This window comes from Catenulispora acidiphila DSM 44928 (genome assembly GCF_000024025.1).
Taxonomy (GTDB): Bacteria; Actinomycetota; Actinomycetes; order Streptomycetales; family Catenulisporaceae; genus Catenulispora; species Catenulispora acidiphila.
This window is the reverse complement of record NC_013131.1, coordinates 2,997,544-3,018,883: the sequence shown is the minus strand read 5'-3', so window position 1 is coordinate 3,018,883 and position 21,340 is coordinate 2,997,544. Positions and strand designations below refer to the sequence as shown.

At 69.3% G+C, this 21,340-nt stretch carries 22 protein-coding genes; 3 read left to right on the top strand and 19 right to left on the bottom strand.

Features of this window, described 5'->3' with window-relative positions; genetic code table 11:
• Positions 1–147: 147 nt before the first annotated feature.
• Together CACI_RS13145 and CACI_RS13140 are read right to left on the bottom strand one after the other, a co-directional pair.
• Positions 148–414 carry a hypothetical protein gene (locus tag CACI_RS13145; RefSeq protein WP_012786845.1) on the bottom strand — a complete coding sequence of 89 codons (267 nt, stop codon included), beginning with the start codon at positions 412–414 and terminating at the stop codon, positions 148–150.
• Positions 415–505: 91 nt separating this feature from the next.
• Positions 506–880 (bottom strand): hypothetical protein, encoded by a 375-nt coding sequence (locus tag CACI_RS13140; protein ID WP_012786844.1) that lies wholly within the window; start codon positions 878–880, stop codon positions 506–508.
• Positions 881–1,168: 288 nt separating this feature from the next.
• Between CACI_RS13140 and CACI_RS13135 the strand changes: the two genes are divergently transcribed.
• Entirely contained in the window at positions 1,169–1,462 is a 294-nt protein-coding gene (locus CACI_RS13135; protein WP_041540197.1) for a hypothetical protein, read from the top strand.
• Here the strand turns inward: CACI_RS13135 and CACI_RS13130 are convergent.
• From CACI_RS13130 to CACI_RS13075, 12 genes are all read right to left on the bottom strand, one after another.
• Entirely contained in the window at positions 1,457–2,740 is a 1,284-nt protein-coding gene (locus tag CACI_RS13130) for a SpoIIE family protein phosphatase (protein WP_012786842.1), read from the bottom strand. The genes CACI_RS13135 and CACI_RS13130 overlap by 6 nt on opposite strands.
• Positions 2,741–2,744: 4 nt before the next feature.
• Positions 2,745–3,542, bottom strand: a complete 798-nt coding sequence (locus CACI_RS13125) for an alpha/beta fold hydrolase (RefSeq protein WP_041540196.1) — start codon at positions 3,540–3,542, stop codon at positions 2,745–2,747.
• Between the two features lie 85 nt (positions 3,543–3,627).
• Positions 3,628–3,951 carry an STAS domain-containing protein gene (locus tag CACI_RS45470; protein ID WP_012786840.1) on the bottom strand — a complete coding sequence of 108 codons (324 nt, stop codon included), beginning with the start codon at positions 3,949–3,951 and terminating at the stop codon, positions 3,628–3,630.
• A gap of 132 nt (positions 3,952–4,083) precedes the next feature.
• Positions 4,084–5,040, bottom strand: a complete 957-nt coding sequence (locus tag CACI_RS13115; protein WP_012786839.1) for a UTP--glucose-1-phosphate uridylyltransferase — start codon at positions 5,038–5,040, stop codon at positions 4,084–4,086.
• A 163-nt stretch (positions 5,041–5,203) separates the two neighbouring features.
• A complete protein-coding gene (locus CACI_RS13110; RefSeq protein ID WP_012786838.1) occupies positions 5,204–5,650 on the bottom strand; it encodes a hypothetical protein in 447 nt (148 codons plus the stop codon).
• An 82-nt stretch (positions 5,651–5,732) separates the two neighbouring features.
• A complete protein-coding gene (locus CACI_RS13105; protein ID WP_012786837.1) occupies positions 5,733–7,667 on the bottom strand; it encodes a primary-amine oxidase in 1,935 nt (644 codons plus the stop codon).
• Positions 7,664–9,229: an APC family permease gene (locus CACI_RS13100; protein ID WP_012786836.1), complete on the bottom strand. Its 1,566-nt coding sequence runs from the start codon at positions 9,227–9,229 to the stop codon at positions 7,664–7,666. Before CACI_RS13100 ends, CACI_RS13105 begins: the two co-directional genes overlap by 4 nt.
• A gap of 75 nt (positions 9,230–9,304) precedes the next feature.
• Positions 9,305–10,765 (bottom strand): aldehyde dehydrogenase family protein, encoded by a 1,461-nt coding sequence (locus tag CACI_RS13095; RefSeq protein ID WP_012786835.1) that lies wholly within the window; start codon positions 10,763–10,765, stop codon positions 9,305–9,307.
• Between the two features lie 18 nt (positions 10,766–10,783).
• The gene (locus CACI_RS13090; RefSeq protein WP_012786834.1) at positions 10,784–11,632 is read right to left on the bottom strand and encodes a carbohydrate ABC transporter permease; all 849 of its coding nucleotides are present in this window, start codon (positions 11,630–11,632) and stop codon (positions 10,784–10,786) included.
• On the bottom strand, positions 11,629–12,621 hold the full coding sequence (locus tag CACI_RS13085; RefSeq protein WP_012786833.1) for a carbohydrate ABC transporter permease: 993 nt from the start codon (positions 12,619–12,621) through the stop codon (positions 11,629–11,631). The genes CACI_RS13090 and CACI_RS13085 overlap by 4 nt, the downstream gene beginning before the upstream one ends.
• A 5-nt stretch (positions 12,622–12,626) precedes the next feature.
• Positions 12,627–13,940 (bottom strand): extracellular solute-binding protein, encoded by a 1,314-nt coding sequence (locus CACI_RS13080; protein WP_012786832.1) that lies wholly within the window; start codon positions 13,938–13,940, stop codon positions 12,627–12,629.
• Positions 13,937–14,893, bottom strand: coding sequence for an N-acetylglucosamine kinase (locus CACI_RS13075; protein WP_012786831.1), 957 nt, complete (start codon positions 14,891–14,893; stop codon positions 13,937–13,939). The genes CACI_RS13080 and CACI_RS13075 overlap by 4 nt, the downstream gene beginning before the upstream one ends.
• 206 nt (positions 14,894–15,099) lie before the next feature.
• On the opposite strand from CACI_RS13075, the gene CACI_RS13070 reads away from it, so the two are divergent.
• A complete protein-coding gene (locus tag CACI_RS13070; protein ID WP_012786830.1) occupies positions 15,100–16,239 on the top strand; it encodes an ROK family transcriptional regulator in 1,140 nt (379 codons plus the stop codon).
• Between the two features lie 37 nt (positions 16,240–16,276).
• On the opposite strand, the gene CACI_RS13065 is transcribed toward CACI_RS13070, so the two are convergent.
• Positions 16,277–17,035 carry a GntR family transcriptional regulator gene (locus tag CACI_RS13065; RefSeq protein ID WP_012786829.1) on the bottom strand — a complete coding sequence of 253 codons (759 nt, stop codon included), beginning with the start codon at positions 17,033–17,035 and terminating at the stop codon, positions 16,277–16,279.
• Between the two features lie 89 nt (positions 17,036–17,124).
• Here CACI_RS13065 and CACI_RS13060 point away from each other — a divergent pair, with 89 nt between their 5' ends.
• Complete coding sequence (locus CACI_RS13060) at positions 17,125–18,237, top strand: SIS domain-containing protein (protein ID WP_012786828.1); 1,113 nt, start codon at positions 17,125–17,127, stop codon at positions 18,235–18,237.
• Between the two features lie 475 nt (positions 18,238–18,712).
• On the opposite strand, the gene CACI_RS13055 is transcribed toward CACI_RS13060, so the two are convergent.
• From CACI_RS13055 to lhgO, 4 genes are all read right to left on the bottom strand, one after another.
• A complete protein-coding gene (locus CACI_RS13055) occupies positions 18,713–19,009 on the bottom strand; it encodes a CsbD family protein (protein ID WP_012786827.1) in 297 nt (98 codons plus the stop codon).
• Positions 19,010–19,059: 50 nt separating this feature from the next.
• Positions 19,060–19,236 (bottom strand): hypothetical protein, encoded by a 177-nt coding sequence (locus CACI_RS13050; protein WP_012786826.1) that lies wholly within the window; start codon positions 19,234–19,236, stop codon positions 19,060–19,062.
• 180 nt (positions 19,237–19,416) lie between these two features.
• A complete protein-coding gene (locus CACI_RS13045) occupies positions 19,417–19,650 on the bottom strand; it encodes a hypothetical protein (protein ID WP_012786825.1) in 234 nt (77 codons plus the stop codon).
• A gap of 442 nt (positions 19,651–20,092) precedes the next feature.
• On the bottom strand, positions 20,093–21,283 hold the full coding sequence (gene lhgO / locus CACI_RS13040) for an L-2-hydroxyglutarate oxidase (protein ID WP_012786824.1): 1,191 nt from the start codon (positions 21,281–21,283) through the stop codon (positions 20,093–20,095).
• Positions 21,284–21,340: the final 57 nt, after the last annotated feature.

Sequence of the window (21,340 nt, the reverse complement as noted above, 5' to 3'; positions counted from 1 at the left end):
CACGGCGGCATCGCGAACCTCAACGCCGCATCAATGAGTCATCAGGCCCGCTTCCCGGTTCGGGAAGCGGGCCTGATGACCTGCGCTTACTCAGTCGGGCATGACTGGCATGACGCGCTGCCCGGCGGCCGTGCGGAGCACGCACGTCTACTGCGACGGCGGCGGCGTCGGCGGCGTCTTGCGCTGCGAGCGCCGCACCAGCGCGGTCACCGCGAGCACGATCGCGGCGCCGATCGCGCTCGGCGCGCTCGCCTTGGCCCGGTTCTTGATGCGCGTGCGGCGCGTCGGCTTGTGCCCCGGCAGCAGCCGGTGGGTCGCGTCGTTGAGGTCGTGACCGGTGCTCACGGCCTTTTCCTTGAGATGCTGGCCGGCGTCCTGCACGGTCTTCATTCCGTCCGCGAGCTTCTCCTGCATGGCAAACGCCTCCTGATTGGCTGGCTCGGTCCTGAACGTGCTCCGGTTCAGGAGTGGGCTCCGGGTACCCGGATCCTCGGCTTCAAACAGCTCAGGCGGCAGTGGCGGGCAGATTCGGCAGGATCCTGACCCGGGTCGCGCTGGGCTGGTCGTTGAGTTCCCTGGCCAGCAGCTCGCTGACACCGCTGAAGGTGGCGTCGGCCTCGGCCAGGTCGTGCTCGGTGAGCTCGAGCTCGCGCTGGGCTTCGACGATGCGCTCCGGGTCGCCCGCGCGCTGGGCGGCGCGCACCTTGGCCCTGGCTGTCGCGCGCAGGTGCAGGGCGGCTCGCAGCGCGGCCTCCGCGTCGTGGACGGCAGCGTAGAGCTCTGCCATCCACGCTCCGGCGACCAGTTGCTCGGCCATCTGCACGGCGTCGCCGGGCGCCGCCGTCGGTTCGGGGGACCTCTGTCCGCGCGGCGAGCTCATCCACTGCACTGCGCGCCGTCGCCACCTCATGCCGCACCGGCCAGGTCGTTTCGCATGTCAAAGGCCTCCCAGCCCATCGGTCGATCAGGCCGCGGTGAGCCCGGGGACGCTTCGTACCCCGATGCCGCAACATCAATCCCCCGTATTCGAAGCCGTTTGGCTCTCCCGGAGAAGCCCGACCGTTTGTCCCTAATAGACGCGGGCAGCAGGGCGGATGTGTCGAATTCCTCTGGACCTGAATCCTTTCGAGCCGCGAGCGACGAAGCCGTCCGCGTCGCCGAGCAGACTGTGAGCGACGCCTGGATCGGACAGTTACTGCTCGCCGAGAGCGAGTCTCAGACCCTTCTCGACGCGTGCACCCACATCCGGGAACGGACCGCCGGCTTGCTGCGGGCGGCGGAGCGCACCGACGACCCGGCCACGCTCGCGCAGTCGCGGACCGCCCTGGAACTCGCCGAGAACGCCCGCGAGAAGGCGTACGAGGTCCACGAGCGAGCCGCCGACCGGCTGACTCACGAACTCATGATGTGGAGCCACGCCACCGCACGCCGCGTACGGCAGTCGCTGACCGACCAGTCATGACGACGGCGGCTTCGGCCCGTCTGCGGGGATGCTCAGCGCGAGGATCGCGGCGTCGTCGGTCACGCCGTCGCCGAACCCGTCCAGCAGCGAGGACACGGCCTCGACGAGGACCGGCGCGCTGGTCGGCGCGAGGGCGGCGGCGAAGTCCAGCAGAGCCTCCTCGCCGTAGCGGTCCGGCCGGATCGTGTGGGCCTCGGTCAGACCGTCGGTGTACAGCAGCAGGGTGTCGCCGGGTCCCATGCGGATCGTGGTGGTGGCGATGTCCACCTGTGCGAGTACCCCGATGAACTGCCCGCCGGGCGTGGGCAGATACCGGGCCTTGCCGTCGGCGCCGAGCAGCAGAGCCGGCGGATGCCCGCCGCTGGCCAGGGTGACCGAGTACCCCGGGCCGGACGTGTCGGGCACGAGCACGCCGAACACGATGGTGCAGTAGCGCAGGTCACTGCCGTAGCGCTGGTTCAGTACGTTGTTGAGGTTCTCCAGGATCGCCGGCAGGCTCCCGACGTGAGGAGCCGTGGCGCGCAGCGTGTAGCGGATGAGGGATGTGGTCGCCGCGGCGATCACTCCTTTGCCGCACACATCCCCCAGGAAGAAACCCCAGGCGTCGCCGCTGAGACGGAACAAGTCGTAGAAGTCGCCGCCCACCTCGTCGACCGAGGCGACGTGGTAGTCAGCCGCGACTTCCACCCCCGGCACGGGAGGCAGGTCCGGAGGCAGCAGCGTCGTCTGCAACGTCGTGGAAAGCTGCTGGAGACGGACGCGCTCGGTCTCGACCAGGGCTGTGGCCTTCTCCGCCGCCTCGCGCGCGTCCTCGGCCTCCTGGCGCGCCCGCAGCAGCTCGGTCTCGTAGCTTCGCCGGTCGTGGGCGTCGAAGACCACGGTGCGGATCAGCAGCGGCTCGCCGTCCGGCCCGGTCTTGACCTTGGACGTGACCAGCACCGGCAGGCGGTCGCCGCGCGCCGTCTTCAACTCCAGCGCGACCCCGCCGACCTCGCCCTGCATCTGGAGCAGCGGCGCGAAGTGGGTCTCGTGGTAGAGCTTCCCGCCGACGGTCAGCAGGTCGGTGAACCGGCGCCGGCCCACCACCTCGTCCCGGTCGCGCGCGAGCCAGCCCAGCAGGGTGGCGTTGATCTTCACGATGGTGCCGTCCATCGCGGTCGACAGGTAGCCGCACGGCGCGTTCTCGTACAGGTCCTCGGCGCTGTCCTCCCGCGGCGCCCCGAGTCCGTCGCCGACGCCGGACGCGGGCCCGGGTGGAGGGGAGCCGGGGGAGCCCATGGGGTCAGGCCGCCGCGAATTCGACGATCGCTTCCGCGGTCGCCTGAGGTGCGCTGAGCTGCGGGCAGTGCCCGGTCGCCGGCAGGGTCTCCAGCACGCTGCCGGCGATCTGCGCCTGGACGAAGGCGCCCACCTCCGGCGGCGCGATCACGTCCTGGGAGCACTGCACCACCAGGGTCGGCACCGTGACGCCGGCGAGGTCGGAGCGGTTGTCGGACAGGAACGTGGCGCGGGCGAAGACGCGGGCGATGGCCGGATCCATCCGGCAGAAGCTGTTGGTCAGCTCCTCCCCCAGCTCGGGCCGCTCGGGGTTCCCCATGATCACCGGAGCCATGGCGGCGGACCAGCCCAGGTAGTTGCTCTCCAGCGACTCCAGCAGCTCCTCGATGTCCTCCGCGCTGAACCCGCCCCGGTAGTCCCCGTCGTCGACGAAGCACGGCGAGGGGTTGAGCAGGATCAGCTTGGCGAACAGCTCCGGCTCCCGGACCGCGGCCAGAACGCCCACCGAGGCGCTGACCGAGTGCCCGACGAACACGACGGGACCGGCGTCCAGGTCCCGGAGGATCTCGATCACGTCGTCGGCATACCCGTCCAGCGTGCGGTAACGCTCCTCCGACCAGGCGGAGGAGTCCGAACGCCCGGCGCCGACGTGGTCGAACAGCACCACCTGGAACTGCTCGGCCAGACGCGGCACCACCAGGCGCCACATGTTCTGGTCGCAGCCGAATCCGTGCGCCAGCACCATGACCGGCGCACCCACCGGCCCTTCGACCGTCACATGATGTCTGCTCCGCACGTCCATGCCCCACATGGTGCACCCCTTCGGGCCGGAGGCGCGACTTCGCGCCACGCGTCGTGCCGACCGCCGCGGCCCGATCAGCGGGCCCTCACGCGGAGGTCGGGACGCTGTCGTGGATGACGAAGATCGAGGTCACCCCGGCCAGCTCCAATACTCGCGCGACCGTGTGCGAGGGCACCAGCGAGAACGCCGTGCCGGCCTGCGCGGCCTGGTTCAACGCGTTCACGGCCACCCGCAGGCCCATGGAGTCGAAGAACGTCACACCCGTGCAGTCCAGGACCACGTCCCCGACCGGCACCAACTGCTCCAACGCCTCGCTGAGCTGCCCGGCCACGGACATGTCCACGTCCCCGGACACCTCGACCACGCTGACCTGGTCCTGCTCGCGGACCCGGTAGGAGAACTCCGGCATGGCACGCCCTTCAGTCGGTCCGACCCCGCACATGTATTCGACGGAGGCCTGTCGGTGCCACTCTATTCTGGAAAGTTTACACGTGTAACCTGTCGAGGCGGTGACCACACCCCGACAGGCCTCCCGCCGAGGTCAGACGCTCCGCAACCCGTCCGCGGCGGTCGAAGCGCGCTCGCGCGAGGAGTCGCCGGAAGGACCCTCGTCGCCGTTTTCCACCAAATCGCGCAGGACGGGACCGTACTCGGGATGCGCGAGCGCGGAGGCGAACTGCGCGACGAGGTAGTCGGTGGGGTTGCCCGTGTCGTACCAGCGCCCGGCGATCACCTGCCCGTAGACCGCCCGCTTCGCGGCGTAGGTGTTGATCGCGTCGGTCAGATAGATCTCGCCGGTCTGGTGCTGTTCCCACCGCCGCGTGATCGCCTCGAGCTCCTCGATGATCGCGGCGGTGACGACATACCCGCCGATCGCCGCGAAGTCCGAGGGCGCACTCCCCGGCTCAGGCTTCTCCACCAGACTGCTGATCCGCAGCAACCCGTCACCGAGGTCTTCGTTGACCTCCGGCACCCCATAGCGCCGAGAGTTCTCACGGTCCATGGGCATCAGCGCCAGCACGGGACAGCCGGTCTTCTCATACGCTGCGATCAGCTGCTGAGCACGCGGAACCTTCGCCACGAACACGTCGTCAGGCCACAGCACGAGCATCGGCTCGTCACCAGAGCCCCGCGAGGCGTTCAGCACAGGAGTGCCGTTGCCATAAGGACCCTGCTGATCCAGATAGGTGATGTGACCGGCCCGCGCCAACTCGACGACATCCGCCACCGCCTTGGCATACGCGTGCTTGTTCTCCGCATGAAGCTGGTCGATCAAGGCAGGATTCGGCCGAAAGTGCTGCTGAATAAGATCCTTGCCCCCAGAGACCACGATCGTGATGTCAGTGATGCCAGAGGCCACCAACTCCCGCACGGTGTGCTCAATCACCGGCCGATCCCCAACCGGCAACATCTCCTTAGGAATCGCCTTCGTCAAAGGCAGCAGACGGGAACCTATACCGGCGGCCGGAATCACCGCTCGTCGAATAGCCTGCGCCATCGCGCCACCTCCGAGATCATGGACATCACGGCCCGGTATGACCAGCCCAGCACGATTCAAACGCGATCTTCCCACCCAGCTGCTCACCGCTCCGGTTCGCTGGCGCCCTCGCACCTGGCTACGCCGTTCGGGCGACACCCGGGAGCATTTCTTGCCAGCCTCATCACATCCGACCGAGCATGCTGACGCCCATCGCGACCATCGCCAGCGAGCCGGCCGTGGTCGCGACGGCGTCCAATACCTGCCGTCGCCGGAGGATGTGCCGCGCCTGCACACAGGCCGCGATGGTGAATCCTGCTACGACGGCCATGTCGGGTACCGATGAATGGGTTCCGAGGACCATGTCGAACTCGGTGATGGCCATCGCGGCGGCGCAGGCGATCGGGTGCCAGGGTGAGCAGCCGCCGCGCCAGGGGTTGCTCAGTGCGGCGGTTGCCAGAGCCAGTGCGAGGACGGCCAGGAGGGTCCAGGCCGGGTCGCTGCCGAGGATCATCACTGCCATGGCGACGGTGACGAGCACGTGCGCGGCTCGCTGCGCCGGGTCCGCGCGCCAGGTGCAGAGCAGACCGGCGGCGCCGAGCGCGCAGGCGAGCAGCGGCAGCGAGGTCATCGGGGACTCCGGTCCGTTTCGTCGGTGGGCGTGCTTCGGTGGCACCGGTCGCGCTCACGAGCCGGTGCCACCGCTGCGGTTTCTATGCGTGGGTCGCGTCCGCGTGGCAGTGCTCGCCGCCGTGCTTCGTCGAGGCCGGGACGTCGAGCGTGGGGTTGCGGTCGAAGAACCCTGACGGCTTCAGAGCGAAGCCGCATCGGTCGACCGGCATGACCGGCCAGTCCTCGGGACGCGGGAAGTGCGTCGGGCCGAAGGTGTGCCAGAGCACCACGTCGGCGTCCTCGATCGGCCGGTCGTTCGCGGCGAAGGCCGGGATGCCGGCGCCGCCCGGGTGCTGGTTGACGAAGTCGCCGGCCGAGTAGCGTTCGGCCGGGTCGTAGGCGGTGACCCACAGGTGCTTCGCCGCGAAGCCCGCGCGGCCGTACAACGAGGACGCCGGATCCGCGAGAAGTGTGGGCGCCGCCTGCGGAAACAGCGTGTACCCGACAGGCTGGCCCAAGCCGTTGACGCTCGACGGATTCAGCACCCGCCACGTCCTGCCACGCTCCGGCGCCGCGAGCCGCCCACCGTCCGACTCCCGGCGCAGCGGCGTGATCGTGCGGGTCAGGGCATTGCCATACGGGTTCTCCGGACCGACCGGGCAGCCGTGGACGTCGATCTCCTCGACCGTGTTGCCACTGCCGTCGACCATCATGTCCAGGCGCGCGCTGAACAGGTGCTGGTGTCCCGGGGCGCCGAGCCCCGGCGCGACCTCCGTCGCGTACGGCCACTCCGGTCCCCGGTACGCCGAGGCGAACAGGATCCCGGTCAGCTTGATCTCCAGCTCGATCGTGCCGTCGAGGTAGAAGTACCAGTAGAACCCGTAGTCGTAGTTGCCGACGGTGGCGAAGAACGACACCACGACCCGTCGCTGCCGCCGGGTCTGCGCAGACCCGCTGAAGATGTCAGTGTGCTTCCACAGAATGCCGAAATCCTCTTCGTGGACGCAGATCGCGTTGCCGATGGTCCGCGGCTGCCCGTGGTCGTCGGTGACGGTCGCGTCCAGGTACCGGATCTCGCCAAGGCAGTCGCAACCCAGCTCCAGGGAGTTCGCGAGCTTGCCGACGAGGTACTCGCCGCTGTCGAAGTAGTTCTGCCAGTAGCGCGTCGGACCCGGGTCGCCGTAGGGGACGACCATCTCCGGCACCGACGCCCGGTAGACGACCGGCCGGTCGAAGAACGAGATCTGGTGCAGGCTCAAGCCTTCCCGCGCGTCGAACCCGACCCGCAGCGACCAGCCCTGCCACTGCAGATGCGTCCCGTCGAGGGTGAAGCTCGGCCCTTCGGGCTGCGTGATCTCGATCGGCTTGAGCGTCGTACGCTCCGGTCCCCGCACCGCCGGGTCGTCATAATTGCCCGACGTCGCCGGGACCGCCAGGTCCAGCTCGTCGACGAGCCGGAACACCCGGCCCTCGACGAGGTCCACATACGCCGCGACGCCGTCCACCGGATGAGCCCAGGCCAGGTCCTCAGGGCTCTCCTGGACGAAGGCGAGCACGCGGACCATCCGCCGGTCCTTCTCATCCTCGAACCCGTAGGAGCCGGCCGTCAGCGGACAGGCCCGAAGCTTCGAGACGTCGGTCAGCCCGCGCTTGGCCATGGCCGCGCGCCAACCCTCGTCGGCGTGCACGATCTCCTCGGCTCGCACGAAGTCCTGCTCCAGAATCGGGAACTGGCCTTCCACCGCCGGGTCGACGACGCGACGCGAGCTCACCGAACGATCCGCCAGCGAGACGACGACGTCGGCGAGCTCGCCGGTGACGACGTCGATCAGCAGCGCACGCAGCGAGCGCCGCAGCGCATCGCCGACGCGGTGGGCGAGCACCTCGTGCTTCGGCTGCTCCTCCAGGCCGAAGTACGCGAAGCGCGTGTTCGGGCCGAGCAGCCCAGCGGCGTCCAGAATCGCGCGGCCGGCGTCGAACTCCTCGGCGCTCGCCGGGTCGAGGGGATGGCGGTGGTGTGCCTCGTGGTCGGTCACAGAACTTCTCCGGTTGGTGCGGGGGAGGTGATGATGACGGGATCAGGGACCGGCGCCGGTCCGCCGGTCGGTTCGGCAAGCTCGGCCGGCGCCCGATCGTCGGCGAGAATCGAGCCGACACGATCGGCCAAGCCGGGGTCGCGCCGCACGGCGTAGAACGCATAGAGCGCGGAGACCGCGACGAGTGCAAGGGCGGCCCAGGGGAACCAGCTGTAAGGCGCCGCCTGACCGGATTTGCCGAGGTAGTACAGCGGCACGACGATGACCGCCGCACCGAGCACCGGAAACACCGCATGGCGCAGCGCCGAGAACTCCTCGCGCCGGTGACGCCGGTAGTAGACCGGAAGCGCGAGGTTCGTGAACAGATACACGACCAGGACCGGGATCGTGCCCATGGTCCCGGACTCTGAGAAGAACGTGATGGCGTCCAGATGCCCGGTCGACCCGCCCACGACGTGCCCGAGCGCCCAGCCGCCGATGACCAGCAGGGAGATCGCGACGTAGACGAACGTGGCGTTGACCGGCGTCCGGCGCACCGGGTCCACCCGTCCGATCCAGCGTGCGAGCAGCCCTTCGCGCCCGGCGTTGAACAGAAGCCTGGCTTGCGAGTTCGTCCCGGAGATGAGCGCGCCGAGGGTCGAGGTGAGCCCGGCGAGGTAGGCAAAGAACGCGAACACCCCGAGCGTCCCATCGGCGACCGAGATGAACGGCACCGTCGCCTGCGAGAGCTTGTCGACGTTGTAGTCGAACCCTGTGACGGTCGCATAAGCGAACAGCAGATAGCTGACGACCATGACCGCGATCGAGGTGAAGACCGCGCGAGGCACGTCCCGCCGCGGATGGTCGGTCTCCTCGGCGAGCGCCGCGGAGTTCTCCCAGCCGATGAACATGTAAATCGCCAGCGGAAATCCGGCAGCCAGTCCGGAGAACCCGTTGTTGATGTGCTTCGGCTCGAACGGCGTGAGGGACAGGTGCGCGCCGTGCTTGATGATGACGACGACGGAGACGACGACGAGCACGACCATCTCGAAGGCGAAGAAGAGCCCGGCGGCCTTCGTGGAGACCGCGACGCCGCTGATCATGACGGCGACGGCGAGCGCCGTGAGGATCAGCGTCAGGATGCCCCAGGGGATGGTGACGTGCGCGTAGCGCTTGACGGCGATGGCCAGGAACCCGCCGGAGATCGCGATGATCGACGCCATCGCGATGATGTAGCCGGTGATGGCGACCAGCGCGGTGGTGACGGCGCTGCGCGGCCCGAAGCCCTTGCCGATGTAGGTGATGAACCCGCCGGCCGAGGGCAGGGCCCGGCAGAACTGGGACAGGGTGTTGCCGAGCAGCGCGATGGCGATGCCGGCGACGACGATCGTCAGGGGCGAGGCGACGCCGGCGGTGGAGGCCAGGAAGGCGAAGCCGAAGAAGAAGCTCATGGCCGGGCCGATGTTCGCCATGGTGGAGGCGGCGATGTCGACGACGCCGAGCGCGCCTCGGCGCAGACGCTCGGGGGCGGGGTGCTCGGGGGCGTGGTGCTCGGAGGCAGGGGGAACTGATGGGACGGTCATGGTCGTACTCCTCGCTCAGATAGCCGGCGGTGCGGGGCAGATGAGGTGGTACGGGGTACGTCAGGTCGCGCGGGCTCAGTACGGGTAGTGCACCGGCAGCGAGTCGACGGTCAGCCAGCGCAGCTCGGTGTATTCCTCGATGTTGGAGTCGCCGCCGGCGCGACCGCCGAGGCCGGACTGCCCGATCCCGCCGAACGGCGCGAGCGCTTCGTCCTGCGGCGTGGCGTCGTTGACGTGCACCATGCCGGCGTTGAGCCGGCGGGCGACGGCGCCGGCGCGCCGCTCGTCCGCGCCGACCACGGACGACACCAAGCCGTAGCCGGAGTCGTTGGCGAGTTCGACCGCTTCCTCATCGGTGTCGACGATCACGATCGGGGCGATCGGAGCGAAGATCTCCTCGGTCCACAGCGCCGACTTCACATCGATGTCGACCGCGACGGTCGGGCGGAAGAAGTTCCCTTCGTTCGTGCCGCCGGTCAGGACCCGCGCGCCGCCGGCGACGGCGTCGTCCAGCAGCCGCCGGGCGCGCGCAACTTGCACGTCGTTGATCATCGGCCCGAGTCCGACGCTCTCCCGGACCGGATCGCCGAGGCTGATCGCCGCGGCGCGCGCCGTCAGGTTCTCGATGTACGCCTCGGCGACCGCGCGGTGCACGATGTGGCGTCCGGCGGTGATGCAGGTCTGGCCCTGGTAGTGGAAGGTCGACCAGGCGCCCATCATCGCGGCCTGCTCGACGTCGGCGTCCTCGAGCACGATCAGGGCATTGTTGCCGCCGAGCTCGAGCGAGGTCTTCTTCAGCAGCCCGCCGGCGGTCCGGGCGATTTCGCGCCCCACCTTCGTCGAGCCGGTGAAGTGGACCATCGCGACGTCGGGGTGTTCGACGAGCCGGCGCCCGACCTCCTCGCCGCCGGGCAGCACCTGCAGCAGCCCGGCCGGGACGCCGGCTTCGGCGAAGATCCGGGCGATCTCCAGCCCGCCGCATGCCGGGGTCTCCGGCGAGGGCTTGAGCAGTACCGCGTTGCCCAACGCCAGCGCCGGGGCGATGACCCGCATCCCCAGGACCAGCGGGAAGTTCCACGGCGTGATCGCCGCGACCAGGCCGACCGGGCGCCGCTCGGAGATCGACAGCCGCCCAGCGTGCGTCGTGCGCAGCACTTCCCCGAGCGGCCGGGAGGCCAGCGCCGCGGCCTCGATCAGCTCGCTGGCTGCCGCGCCGATCTCATAGTCGGCTTTGCCGCCGATACAGCCGGTCTCGCGCATGATCAGCTCGCGCAGTTCCGGCGCCTCGCGCAGCGTCGCAGCAGCCTGACGCAGCACGCTCGCACGCTCCGCGAACGACGCCTGTGCCCAGGCCTTCTGCGCCGTCAGCGCCGACGCGACAGCGGCGTCGACGTCCTGCACCGTGGCCGCGCCGGCTTCGGCGAAGACCTCGTCCGTCGCCTTGTCGCGGATGCCGAATGCCCCGCCTGCCAACGCCGAACGGAACTGGCCGTCCACGAACAGCGTCCCGGACCAGGGGTAGGTTTCAGTGCTCATGTCCGTACGTCTCCTTCGTTAACCCTTGACGGCTCCGGCGGACAGTCCGCCGACGACGAACTTCTGGAACGCGACGGCCAGCAGCACCGGGGGTACGGAGGCGATGAGTCCGCCCGCGGCCACCAGGCCGAAGTCGGTGCTGTAGCGGCCGGTGAAGTCGGCGATGGCCACCGGGATGGTCTTGGACGCCGACGAGGAGGTGAAGATCAGCGCGTAGAGGAACTCGTCCCAGGCCAGGATGAACGCGAACATGATCGTCGCGAACAGCCCGGGGCGCGCGGCCGGGAGCATGATCCGGAACAGCGCTCCCATCCTGGAGCAGCCGTCGACGCGCGCGGCCTCCTCCAACTCGGCGGGGATCGTGGAGAAGTAGTTGCTCAGGATCCACAGCACGAACGGCGTGACGTAGGAGCAGTAGATGATGATCAGGCCGAGGTCGCTGTCGAGCAGGCCGAGCGAGCTCATGATCAGGTAGAGCGGGACCAGCAGCGCGATCGGCGGCAGCATGTACGTGGTCAGGAAGACCATCATCGTCACGCGCCGCAGCCGGAAGCGCAGCATCGCGAAGGCGTAGGCGCCCAGGACGCCCACCGACATCGAGATCACCACGGTGCCCACCGCCACGATCGTGGAGTTGACCAGCGAGGCGCGGAAGGCCGAGGCGACGTCGTCGCCGTGCCCTGCGAAGATCGCCTTGTACCGGCTGAAGTCCAGGTGGCTGGGGATCCAGTGGTAGGGCCGGGTGATCAGCGCCGTCGGCTCGGTGATGCTCGCGGTGGCCATCCAGGCGAACGGCGCCAGGATGACCAGCGCCACCAGCAGCGCCGCGACGTGGATGAATATCCGGTACTTCAGGGAGGCGCTCACATCAGGCTCATCTCGTTGCGTCGCAGAGCCCGCAGATACACCGCGGACAGCAGCAGGATGGCGACGACGATCACGTCCGCCAGCGCCGATCCGTAGCCGAAGCGCTGGTCGGAGAAGGCTTGGACGTACGTGAAGTAGGCGATCGTCTGCGTGCCGTTGGCCGGGCCGCCGCCGGTGAGGACGTAGACGAGGTCGAAGACCTTGAAGGCGTCGATGGTGCGCAGGATCAGCACCACGGAGATGCTCGGGATGAGCAGCGGCAAGGTGATCGAGCAGAACGACCGGATCGCGCCGGCGCCGTCGACCTTGACGCTCTCGTAGATCTCCTTGGGGATCGACTGGAGTCCGGTGAGCAGGAAGAAGGCCACCAGCGGCGTCGTCTTCCAGACGTCGGCCAGCACCAGCATGTTCAGGGCGCTGGCCGGCGTGCCGAGCCACTGGTTGTAGTGCGGGATGATGTGCAGCTGCGTCAGCAGGGCGTTCAGCGCTCCGTATTGGGCGTTGAGCACGCCGCGCCACATGGCGCCGTTGACGACCGTCGGCAGAGCCCACGGCAGCACGACCACCGCGCGGAACAGCCACCGCAGCTTGAGCGGCGCGTTCAGCAGCAGCGCCAATCCCATGCCCAGGACCAGCTCCAGACCTGTGGAGGCGACCGTGAAGTACAGGGTCCGGCCCATGGTCGCCCAGAACTGCGCGTTGCCCAGGATGTCGGTGTAGTTGGCCAGTCCGACGAACGGCGTGGCGGCCGGCACGGCGCTGTCGACGTCGAAGAACGAGATCAGCACCGTGCGGCCCACCGGGTAGACGATGATGCCGAACACGACGATCGCCGACGGGAGCAGCAGCAGCGCGGCGAGCCGGCCTTGGGACAGGGGTCCGCGGACGCGCCAGCGGCGGGTCCGGCCGGTGCCGCCCGCGCCGCCCGCGCGGCCGGACATCGGCGGACCCAGCGAGCGCTCGGCGTTCCGGATCTCGGTGGTCGCCACCGCGCTCAGCCCCCCATCAGCGGCTGCGCGGCCTTCACCGCGTCGTCCAGCGCCTGCTGCGCGGGCTTCTTGCCCAGCAGCGCGTTCTGCAGCTCGACCTGGATGACCTGGGAGACCGCGTTGTAGTTCACGAACTGCGGGCGCACGACCAGGTCGTCGAGCTGCTTGGCGGCGACGGCGAACATGTCCGGCGCCGAGGAGACCACCGAGGGGGTGGTGAAGGACTTCTTCCAGATCGGCATCTCGTCCTTGGCGAACTGGTCGACCTGGTCCTCCCCGGCGATCCAGGAGATGTACTTCCAGGCGGCGTCCTGGTTCTTGCTGCCCGTGGACACCGACAGCGCCATCGCGCCGTTGACGCCCGGGCGCTTCCCGCTCGGGCCGGCCGGGGTCTGGGCGACCACGATCTGCCCGGGGACCTGGGAGTTCTTCGGGTCGTTGGAGGAGCCCAGGTAGTAGGTCCAGTTCAGACCGAACGCCGCCTGGCCGTTGTTCATCGTCTTCTCCACGTCGGCTTCCAGGAACGTGGTGGAGGAGGGGTTGGTCAGACCGTCGACGATGCTCTGGCGCATCCAGGCCAGCGCGTCCACCGCGCCGCCCTTGTTCAGGGTGAGGTTGCCGGCGCTGTCGGTGAACGACCCGCCGAACGCGCCGACCAGCTGCGTGTAGTCGCACATGATGGCCTCGGCCTGCGACCAGCTCCACGCCAGCGGGTACTCCACGACCTTGGCTTGCTTCAGCGCCTTGGCCGCCTGGAGCACGCCGCTCCAAGTGCCCAGCGTGGAGGCGTCGACGCCGGCCTTCGCCAGCAGGGCCTTGTTGTAGTAGAAGAACTTGGTGTCCATCCCCCACGGCACGCCGTACTGCTTGCCGTCGTAGTCGGCGGTCAGCAGCGCGCCGCCGAGCATCGTGTCCTTCCAGTCCGCCGGGTAGCGGGAGGTGACGTCGGCGACGATGTTCTTCTTGCCGAACTCCGCCGGCCAGATGACGTCGATGAGCACCACGTCGTAGGTGCCGGCCGCGGCGGCGGTGACGATCTTGTCGTGCAGCGCCTCGTAGGCGACGTAGGTGGGGTTGACCTTGATGTCCGGGTACTGCTTGGTGAACGCGGCGGTCATCTTCGTGACGTCGTCGGTGCTGTAGCCGGCCTGCTGCATGAACAGGACATTGATGGTGCCGGAGCCGGAGCCCGCGGAGCCCTTCTTCTGCGAGGTGCCGGTGACGCTGCACCCGGACAGGGCGGCCGCGCCGACTATGGACAGGCCGCCGAGGAGGAACGAGCGGCGTGAGGCTGCGGCGTTCAAAGGAGTGGCGTTCATGAAGTGGCCTCCAGGTGAGGGACGAGAGACATGGCCAGCGCTAGGGCCCCGGTGACAGGGGGTCGATCCAGAACGGATACGGACAGCTCCGGGCGGTCGCGGGCCAGGATGCTGAGGAACTTCTCGCGCAGCCGGGACTGTGCGGTGACGACGCCGCCGCCGATCACGACGTGCTCGGTCCGGACGCCGCGGGCCAGCAGCCGCGTGACCAGACCGGCCAGCTGGGTCCCGGCCTCGTCCACCACCCGGCCGGCGATCCGCGAGCCCTGATCGGCGGCGGCGAAGACCAGACCGGCGTGGCTGCCCCACCAGTCGGCGGAGCTGCGGCGGGTCAAAGCCATCGCCAGCTCCGGCCCGCCGTCGACGCCGAAGCCGGCGAACAGGGCCGCGACCAGCGGGTCCTGCCCTCCCCCGGCGTCCAGCTCGGCCAGCACCGCGCGGACGGCCTCCCGGACGATGCCGGCCGCGCCGCCCTCGTCGCCGAGCACCCAGCCCCAGCCGCCGGAGGTGACCAGGCGGCCGTGCCGGTCGCGCGCCACGGCGATCGAGCCGGTGCCGGAGACCACGCCGATCCCGTCGGCGACGCCCATCGCCCAGGTCATGAGCTCGGCGTCGTTGACCACGCGGACCGGTCCAGCCAGGTGCCGGGACAGCTCGGCCTCCAGGGCCAGGCACTGCTCGGTGCTGTCGCAGCCGTGGGCGCCGAGCGCCGTGGGCAGGCTTTTCGCTTCCTCCCCGAGATGCCGGCCGATCAGCTCGGCCAGCGCCTTGGCGTCGGCGACGACGTCGGCGGTGCGCCAGGCGGAGGTGGCGACGACGTGCTCGCGCACGGCGGCGTCGGTGCTGCTCGTACCGACTGCGCCGACTGCGCCGACCGCGCCGACCGCCAGATGGGTCTTGGTGCCGCCGATGTCGATGCCGACTACAGCGGGGTTAGGGGAGGTAACACTCATAGATTCGGTCACCGAACTCTCATGCGCGAAGATGCCGAGGGTAAAGGAGAATGAAGCCGCCCTGGACCGGGAAGACTTCCGCTCGGACGTTCGGAAGGTTAACGAACTCTCGTAGCCGAGACAAGAGCTCGGGGTGTAACGTTCTGGCCACCCGACCACCCGGCTACCCGACTACCCGACCGGTGTCGATCGACGAAGGGGTGCGCATGCCACTGGAGCGTCCCGAACTGCCCGACAGCGCCCGCGCGGTGTTCCGCGCCCTGGCCGTGGACGGCCCGGCGAGCAGACCGGCGCTCAGCGAGGCGCTGGGGATCTCGAAGGTCACCATGTCGGCGGCGATCGGCGAGCTGGAATCGCTCGGTCTGGTCCGCAGCCAGGGCATGACACGGGGCGCGACCGGCCGCAGCGCAGTGCTCTACACGTTGGCTCCGGGCGCGGGACACGTCCTGGGCGTCGAGGTCGGCGCCACCCGCGTGCGCGTCGCCGCCCACAGCCTGGACGGCCTGCGGATCAGCACCCGTACCGAGGCTCTGGCCAGCCACCACCGCCAGGTCACCACCGACGCCACAGCGGTGGCGATCGCCCTGGTCGAAACCGTGCGCGCCGAGGTGGGCGAGGACTACGGACCCCTGCGCGGCGTGGTGATCGCCGCGCCGACGCTGCCCAAGGCCGGCCCGGCGGGACGTCAGCTGCTGGACGGCGTGCAACTGCTCACCACCGAGCTGCCGGTACCGCCGGAGGTGCCGATGTCGGTGGAGAACAACGTGAACTGCGCAGCGGTGGCCGAACACCGCATCGGCGTCGCCCGCGACTACGGCACCTTCGCGTACCTGCAGATCGGCGTGAAGATCGGCGTCGGCCTGATCATCGACGGAGCCCTCCTGCGCGGCACGCACGGCGCGGCCGGCGAGGTCGCGATGGTGCCCTTCCCCTGGGCGCCGGGCGTCCGACCGCGGCGCGCCGGACTGGAGGAGTATCTGGGTTCGGACGCACTGATGGAACGCTGCGCGGCAGCCTGGCCCACCGGCGGCACCCCGGTCCCGAAGGACGCCGTGGCACTGTTCGACGCGGCAGCCGGCGGCGACGCCCACGCCCGCCGCGTCGTCGACGAGCACGCCCGCGACATCGGAGCCCTGGTGGTCTCGGTCCTCGCCGTCTTCGATCCAGGACTGATCGTCCTCGGCGGCGGCGTCGGACAGAACCAGCTGGTACTGCCAGAAGTACGCCGCACGGTGCAGGCTCTCGCGTGGGACACCGAGGTGACGGCCGGCGCCTTGGGCGACCACGCCACGCTGCTCGGCGCCGTGCACACGGCTATAGGGCGCGCGCTGGACGCGATCGCTTAGCGACGGCGCGGTCAGTGAACTTGCTCAGTAGCAGGAATCAGTGGGCTGAGAAGGTGGTGCGCAGCCGGTAGCGCTCCCCGCTGTACTCGATCGTCGAGGCCAGGATCGGCCGCTGGTCGGCGGAGTAGATGATCTGGTCCAGGACCAGGATCGGCGCGCCGGGCTCGACCTGAAGGACCTCGGCGCCCGCCTGGTCCGCGACGCGTGCCTCCACGGTGGCCACCGAGCGTTCCAGACTCACCCCGGCATCGCGCAACACCTCGAACAACGATGCCGTGGTGAAGTCCAGATCGGGTACAGCCGGCGCGGCGTCCAGCGGCAACAGGGTGCGGTCCAGCGCGATGCGCACGCCGTTGAGCAGGCGGATCCGCTCGAGGTGGACCAGCGGCGTGCCCGCCGGCACGTCCAGCCGGTCGCCTTCGTCCAGCGTGGCCGGCCGGACTTCCTGGACCAGCACGATGGCGCCCGGCGTCATGTGCTTGCGGCGCGCGGTCGCCGTGAAGGACTCCAGGTCGTCGGGCCACTCCCGCGCCGCCACGCGCGAGGCCACGAACCAGCCGCGGCCCTGCGTGGCGGTCAGGACGCCGCGGTCGACCAGGTGCAGCAAGGCTTTGCGAAGCGTCACGCGGGAGATGTCGAGCTGGGCGCACAGATCGCGCTCCGGGGGGAGCTTGGCGCCCGCGGACAGTCCGCGCCGCGCGATGTGCTCGACGAGCAGGTCCGCGGTCTGGGACCACAGCGGATCGGCACCGCGCGTGCGCTGCGGCGCGTGGGCCGGATCGACGTCAAGACTCAAGGCTCCTCCAGGGCTCGAGCGAGGATACCACTCGGCCCGAAACAGATACCACTGTTGACCAATCGATAACCACTACGTACCTTTGCGGCATGGAATCGCAGACCAGCACCGGCCCGAGCACTAGCGAAGGCACGAGCACCGCCACGCCGACAACCCGCATCCCCTACATCGAGGGCCGCGACAAGCAACCGCAGGCGCTGGAACGCGTCGTCGCCCACATCGGCGCGGCACTCGCGGGCCCGACCGCCGACCGGCTGAGCGCAGTCAGGCGTCCCCTGTTCACCGGGATCGGCGCGTCGCACGCGGCGCTCGCCGTCCCGGTCGAACGGCTGCGGGCCGCCGGCATCGCAGCCCAGCGCGTCCTGGCCCACGAGATCTGCGACAACGCCAAGGGATTCGACACCGACCTGGTCGTCGGGGTGTCGCAGAGCGGACGCAGCTCGGAGACCATCGCCGCGTTCAAGGCACTCGACCACGCGGCGCGCCTCGCGGTCCTGAACGTCACGCCGTCCCCGCTCGGCGAGCTGGCGACGCTGACGGTCGACCTCGGCAACGAGCCGGACTCGTTCGCCTCGACCATCGGCTTCACCGGGACCGTCGTCGCCCTCGACCTCATCGCCGCCGCCATCGCCGGGGAGCGCGACGCGGCGCAGGGCTGGAGCGGCATCGCTGAGAAGGTGGCAGCGGTCCGGACGCACGCCGCAGACGTCATCAGCACCCTGAGTGAGCGTGCAGGCCTGTGCGTCGCGGCCGACTTCGTGGCCTCCGGAGCGTCCCGCGCCTCAGCTGAGGAGGGCGCACTGCTCCTGCGCGAAGTCGCCCGGACTCCGTCTGCCGCCTCGGCAACGCGGAACTATCTGCACGGCGAAATGGAATCCGCGGGCCGCACGCTGCACGTCGTCTTCGGCGACGGCCGGGAGATCGAGCTCGCCCGCACCTTGGCCGACGCGGGGCATCTCACGGTGCTGATCACAAGCATGGACGCAGCTCTCGTCGCCAACCTCGCCGTCATACGAGTGCCAGCCGCCACACCGGCAGCGCGAGTAGTCCTGGAGACGGTCGTCACCCAAGAACTCGCCGCGGCGCTCGCCGTCGAGCGGCAGGTCCCGGTCGAAGGATTCGTCTTCGCCAACAACGACACCAAACAAGGCGGCCTGGACCCGGCAGCCTTCGCCGCGAGGTCGTCGACCGCGAGCGAATAGACCCGGTCAAAAAGGAAGCAGGCGCCCAGACGGCGTCCTGAGGTCGAGCTCGGGAAGGTCACGCAGTCTGCGGCTCGACGACTTCCGCACCCGCACCTGCCGACGCCCAGACGGCACCACGACCGCCTTGCCGCCGGCACCCCACCGCGATCCGTCACTACGACTGTCGCCATACCCGCTCATGATTGCCTCCCGCGGACTCTGTGCCCTGCGTGATCGGAGGCAAACAGTGCCAGGCCGACTGAAGTCCGCCGGCGCGGGACGGCCCGGGGCGGCGACGCGAGCCTCTCCTCGCGGATCGGTATTCGCCAGCGCTATTTCTCGGCCTTTCGGAAACGCATGACGGCGCGCAGCGACTCCGGGCGGAACACCATCACTGTTCCACCCGGAGTCGCGGTTCTCTTCGTTCTCTTACTTGTTCAGATGAGCCGTGTTCAGATGAGCCGTGTTCAGATGAGTATCGTTCAATGAGCTCTTACTTGTTCAGATGCTCCTTGCCGCGCGCACTCACCTGTTCGGCCTTTCCCTTGGCCTCTTGGCCCTTGTGGTCGGTCACCGCTCCCGCCACCTGCCGGATCTTGCCCTTGGCCTCGTGGCCGACGTTCTTCGCGGTGTCCATGGCCTTGTCGGCGGCGTGCTTGACGTGAGCCGCACCCTGATCGCGCCGGCCCTCGGCGCGCAGGCGGCGGTTTCCGGTGGCGCCGCCGGCGGCTGCCTTCGCCTTCCCCCTCGCGTTCTGGGCCGCGTACTTGATCTTGCTGCCGACACTCATGTCGATCCTTTCCTAGCTCCGATCCCCACCGCGAACTCTCCGATTGATCTCTACCAGCGGCCGTACCACCGGCGGCGTCCGCCCGCGTGCGCCTCGCCCCGGCTGACGCCGAAACCGACCAGCCAGGCGATGAACACGATGACGGCGATCCACCACAGCGCGTGCGCGGCGAACCCCAGACCACCGAGTAGCAGGGCCACCAGGAGAACCAGCAATATGACGCCCATGACGGCTTCCTTTCCGCGGATCGCGATCTCAGGGGAATCCAAAGTCGGCCCGCGTTCGTCTTAGGACCGCCTTGTAACCAAGCGCCAATGGTTCAAACAAACATGGCAATAGGAGGCCGCTCACCACACGGAACAGACAATCCTCGAGATGCGGCGCGCGCTGCCGATCGGAGCCGGCGTCTACTCCTCGCCGGACTGCCCGCCCTCTACCGGATGCTCCACGAGCGCCAGAACGCGCCCGGCCATGAATCGCGCGGTCCGCACCGCGACGCCGGTCCTGGTCACCTCGGTGACCTCGACGACTCCCCGCGCGATGTGCACCTCGACACGGCGCCCGGCGCGAGTCGCGACGATCTCGTAGTTCCGAGACCCGTCGCCGACGTCGACGACGATCTCGACCCGATCACCCTTCATGGCGACGCTCCTGGCTCGATGCCTTCACTTAGTGCGTCACCGCTGACCGGCGATCGAAACCCCAGGAAGGCAGCCGCGCCACCGCGGCGGCCACACACACTGATGAAAACAGGCAGCCCGCGAGCTGCTTCCTGCCGGAACACCCGCGACGGCACTGAGCCGCTTCGGGCGCCCTCGACCAGGCACCGGGGACTGACCGGTGAGCTCGCGGGCTGGGTGACTGTCGGAGATTAGCCCGCCGCCCCGGACCTGCCGGGCAGGACCTTCCGGTCCCGTTCGCGGGCGGGGCGGCTAGCTGACTGCCACCTCACGCGTCCTGGTACAACTCAACTCAGGATCACCTCCTTTCGTGTGTGAGATCACGATAGGCAGACCGACTCCCGGAAGGCAACGGTTTTCTGTTGCCCCGCCTCACGCAGCCACCGACGGCTGCTTCCCCGCCTCACCGGTCCTGCGTCACCCGGTCCGCGATGTGGCGTGCGATCTCCAGGGCGCTCGTCGCGGCGGGCGACGGGGCGTTCAGGACATGGACCTGGTCGCGGGCGGTCTCGATGAGGAAGTCGTCGACGAGGGAGCCGTCGCGGCGCATGGCTTGGGCGCGGACGCCCGAGCCGTGGCGCACGATGTCGTCCTCGGTGACGGCCGGGACCAGGCGGGCCAGGCTCGCGGCGAAGCGCTTCTTCGAGAACGAGCGGCGGACCTCGTCCAAGCCCGTCGGGATCGCGTACCGGCGCGCGAGCCGCCAGGTGCCGGGGAAGGCCGCCACCTCGGCGACGTCCTTCGCGGAGAAGTCGGTCCAGCGGTAGCCCTCGCGGCGCAGCGCCAGCACGGCGTTCGGCCCGGCGTGCACGCTGCCGTCGAGCATCCTCGTCAGGTGCACGCCCAGGAACGGCAGCGTCGGGTCCGGCACGGGGTAGATCAGACCCTTGACCAGGTGACGGCGCTCGGGCCGAAGCTCGTAGTACTCACCACGGAAGGGCACGATCTGCGCCGACGGCGTCAGCCCAGCCAGCCGCGCCACCCGATCGGAGTGCAGCCCGGCGCAGTTGACCAGCGCGTCGGCGCGCACCACGCCGGACGCGGTCGCGACCTCGACGCCACCGTTGCGCCCAGCCCGGATCCCGAGCGCGGCACTGTTCAGCCGCAGATCGGCGCCGGCCTCGCCAAGCAGCCGGACCAGCGCGGCACAGACGCCGGGATAGTCGATGATCCCGGTGGACTCGACCCGCAGCGCGGCGACGCAGGCAACCTCAGGCTCGTACTCTCGAGCCTCGGCCGGCGTAATCCGCTTCGCCGGCACGCCGTTGGCCACGGCCCGCTCCGCCAGCGTGTCGAGCGCCGGAATCTCCTCATCCCCGGTCGCGACGACGAGCTTGCCGCAGACTTCGACGGGCACACCGTGCTCCCGCGCGAACTCCACGATGGACCGGTTGCCCGCGACGGACATGCGTGCCTTGAACGAGCCGGGCTTGTAGTAGAGCCCGGCATGAACGACGTTCGAGTTGTGGCCAGTCTGATGCGCGGCCCAGCCAGCTTCTTTCTCCAGAACGGTGACGCCCAGCCCCCGCCCCGTCAGCTCCCAGGCCACGGCCAGACCGACGATCCCGCCCCCAACAATCACGACATTGCGCACGATCGGTCACAGTACGCGACTCGGTATCGGCCGCCTAGCGGGCCGTTGTCGCCAGCC

Coding starts and splice junctions, on each gene's coding strand:
- CACI_RS13060 (WP_012786828.1), top strand. CDS start 17,125: ATGGAATCGCAGACCAGCACCGGCCCGAGCACTAGCGAAGGCACGAGC.
- CACI_RS13140 (WP_012786844.1), bottom strand. CDS start 880: ATGAGCTCGCCGCGCGGACAGAGGTCCCCCGAACCGACGGCGGCGCCC.
- CACI_RS13055 (WP_012786827.1), bottom strand. CDS start 19,009: ATGAGTGTCGGCAGCAAGATCAAGTACGCGGCCCAGAACGCGAGGGGG.
- CACI_RS13145 (WP_012786845.1), bottom strand. CDS start 414: ATGCAGGAGAAGCTCGCGGACGGAATGAAGACCGTGCAGGACGCCGGC.
- CACI_RS13070 (WP_012786830.1), top strand. CDS start 15,100: ATGCCACTGGAGCGTCCCGAACTGCCCGACAGCGCCCGCGCGGTGTTC.
- CACI_RS13080 (WP_012786832.1), bottom strand. CDS start 13,940: ATGAACGCCACTCCTTTGAACGCCGCAGCCTCACGCCGCTCGTTCCTC.
- CACI_RS13130 (WP_012786842.1), bottom strand. CDS start 2,740: ATGGGCTCCCCCGGCTCCCCTCCACCCGGGCCCGCGTCCGGCGTCGGC.
- CACI_RS13110 (WP_012786838.1), bottom strand. CDS start 5,650: ATGACCTCGCTGCCGCTGCTCGCCTGCGCGCTCGGCGCCGCCGGTCTG.
- CACI_RS13045 (WP_012786825.1), bottom strand. CDS start 19,650: ATGAAGGGTGATCGGGTCGAGATCGTCGTCGACGTCGGCGACGGGTCT.
- CACI_RS45470 (WP_012786840.1), bottom strand. CDS start 3,951: ATGCCGGAGTTCTCCTACCGGGTCCGCGAGCAGGACCAGGTCAGCGTG.
- CACI_RS13100 (WP_012786836.1), bottom strand. CDS start 9,229: ATGACCGTCCCATCAGTTCCCCCTGCCTCCGAGCACCACGCCCCCGAG.
- CACI_RS13050 (WP_012786826.1), bottom strand. CDS start 19,236: ATGGGCGTCATATTGCTGGTTCTCCTGGTGGCCCTGCTACTCGGTGGT.
- CACI_RS13115 (WP_012786839.1), bottom strand. CDS start 5,040: ATGGCGCAGGCTATTCGACGAGCGGTGATTCCGGCCGCCGGTATAGGT.
- CACI_RS13125 (WP_041540196.1), bottom strand. CDS start 3,542: ATGGACGTGCGGAGCAGACATCATGTGACGGTCGAAGGGCCGGTGGGT.
- CACI_RS13075 (WP_012786831.1), bottom strand. CDS start 14,893: ATGAGTGTTACCTCCCCTAACCCCGCTGTAGTCGGCATCGACATCGGC.
- CACI_RS13095 (WP_012786835.1), bottom strand. CDS start 10,765: ATGAGCACTGAAACCTACCCCTGGTCCGGGACGCTGTTCGTGGACGGC.